The organism is Comamonas sp. B-9 (assembly GCF_000410635.1).
In the GTDB taxonomy this organism is placed as follows: Bacteria; Pseudomonadota; Gammaproteobacteria; order Burkholderiales; family Burkholderiaceae_C; genus Comamonas.
The window spans coordinates 4,995-7,586 of the sequence record NZ_KE148645.1 but is presented as its reverse complement, the minus strand read 5'-3'; the positions used below and the strand labels follow the sequence as shown (position 1 = coordinate 7,586).

The following is a 2,592-nucleotide window of genomic DNA, read 5'->3' as shown; positions in this document are numbered from 1 at the left end:
AAAGGGCCAGCTGGTTTGTAAGCCCCTGTCGAGGACCCCCCCGCCTGTGGCAGCGGGTGGGCCCTCAAACGGTACGGGTTCAAGCCAGCGGCCCGGCGCTTTTTTGTTTAGAAGCTCCCCCGCAAGGTCAGCATCGCGCTGCGCGGGCTGCCGTAGTAGTTGCTGCCGCTCGCATAACCCACCGACTGGTAGTAGGTCTTGTCGAACAGGTTGTTGAGGTTCAAGGTCACGGTCCAGCGCGGGTCGACCCGGTACTGCAGCATCGCATTCCACACGGCGTAGCCGCCTTGGCTGAAGTCGTAGTTGCGCACCGGGTTCCAGTCCGCGTCGTACAAGCTGTCTTTCACATAGTGCTTGCTCTGGATGTGGGCGCTGGTCCCCACGCGCCAGGCAGACAGCTCACCCGGCAAGGTATACGCCGTACTCAGCTTGAGCAGATGGCGCGGCGTGATGCTGCTGAAAGGCGCACCCTCGGTCTCATCGCGGGTGGAGACATAGGTGTAGCCCGCAGACGCCTGCCAGCCCGCACGCAGCTCGCCGCCCACCTCCACATCAAAGCCCCGGCTGGTGACCCGGCCCTGTGGCAGGTAGCAGCAGTTGCCCGACCATTCCTCGTGGTTGTTGGGGTAGCGCGTGTCAAGCACGGCCGTGCCGCTGCGCTCCACATGGAAGAGGCTGAAGGTGGCGTTGAGCTTGCCCTCCATCAGCTCGCCCTTGAGGCCCGCCTCATAGCTTTTGCCCTTGACAGGCGCCAGCGAATCGCCGGGCGGCGGGCCGGACTTGGACAAGGCCTGCGGCTTGAGAATCGACGCATAGCTCAGGTAGGCAGACCACTGGCCATTGAGGTCATAGATCACACCGCCATAGGGGCTGAACTTGCCAGGCTCGCTAAAGCGGCTGCCCGATGCCAGCTCCCAGTTGCCGGCCGCATCCATAGCCTCATACACCTGGTTGAACTTGTACTTGGCGTAGCGCCCACCCAGGATGACATGCAGCCGGTCCGTGGGGTGCAGGCGCAGCACGCCGTAGCCGCCCAGCTGCTTTTGGCCCCAGGGGTTGTAGCGGCGCGAGACCGGGCCAGCCGCCGCCGGCTGCCAGTAGCCAGGGTTGAACACATCAATCGGTACCACGCCTGATGGATCGCTGGAGTAGCCCACATTCCAGAAGCTCTCCACACTTTGGCGATCGACGCCCAGCACCAGCTCATGCGTGCGGCCCAGCAGCGAGAAGTTGCCCGACAGGCTGGCATCAGCCACCGTCTGGGTGTTCTTGTACAGATAGTGGCCGCCGCCGTTCCAGGTCACACCACTGCCCGTTTCGCGGTCCAGCGCGCCATAGCCAAAGGCGGTGGTGCCGTCATAGTCCGAGGTGCTGCGTGTCACATTCAGCTTGGCGCGCCAGTTCGGGTTCAACCGGTGTTCCAGCGCGGCAAACAGCTCATTTTTCTGGGTGCGGCCCGTGGCCCAGGGCTGGGTCAGGCTGGCGTTGCGCGGCAGGCCAATGTCGCTGCCATCGCTGTAGCGCGGCACATCGCCCCCGCCCTCGCCGCGCGTGCGGGTGTTGGCGCGGCTCATGCCGGCGCTCAGCAAGGTGTCGGGCGTCAGATCGGCCTCGATGACGGCGTAGAACTGGGGCGAGCGCTTGTGCTTGATGTCGATGTAGGAGTCGCTGTCGATATAGGACAGCACCGCACGGCCCCGCACCCGGCCGTCGAGCGCCAGCGGACCGGTCACATCGAGCATGCTGCGGTAGTTGCTCCAGCTGCCCAGCGACTGCTGCACCGTGACGCGCGGTTCGGCCAAAGGCTTTTTGCGCACCACATTGATGATGCCGCCCGGATCACCCACGCCGCCCAGCAGGCCGGAGGCCCCCCGCATCACCTCGACCCGGTCATAGAAGTCCATGTTCTGGGTGGCACTGTAGGTATAGCTGGCAATGTTCAGCGGCGCGCCGCCGTCCACCTGCATGCTGTCGATCTGAAAGCCCCGCGAGAAGAAATTGGTCGACTCGAAATTGGTCAGCGACGTCGTGATGCCCGGCGTGGCGGCCAGCGCATCGCGCACCTCGGTCAGGCGGCGGTCATCGAGCTGCGCACGCGTGACCACCGATACCGACTGCGGAATCTCGCGGAAAGCCAGGTCGGATTTGGAGGCGATGCTGGTGACCCGGCTGGTGTAGGAGCCCGTGTCCTCGGTGGTGCCATCCACCGCGCGGCGGGCCTGCACCCGCACCTCGGCCAAGGTGCTCTCGCGCGTGGGCGCCGTCTCTACCGTCAAGGTGCCATCCTGCATGCGGCCATGCAGACCGCTGTTCTTGAGCAGCATGTCCAGCGCCTCGCGCAGCGGCAACTGGCCGTGCAGGGCCGGGGCCTGGCGGCCGGCGGCCAGCTCGGGGGCAAACACCAGCTGCAGGCCCGCCTGGCGGGCAAACTGGTCCAGCGCAGCGGCCAGCGGCTGGGCGGCCATGTCAAAGCGCAGGGTCTGGGCGGGGCTGCCGGCTTGTGCCAGCGCGCCCTGCAGCGGCAGCGCCAGGCCCAGCAAGAGCACGGCATGGGCCAGCGGCGAGCGCCGGGCACGGAAAAGCAATGAAGGC

At 66.0% G+C, this 2,592-nt stretch carries 1 protein-coding gene; it reads right to left on the bottom strand.

Annotated elements, in window-relative coordinates; genetic code table 11:
* Window positions 1-107 precede the first annotated feature (107 nt).
* Window positions 108-2,592: TonB-dependent receptor (locus H928_RS0120165; RefSeq protein ID WP_027011173.1), on the bottom strand; the 2,485-nt coding region annotated here is incomplete at its 5' end.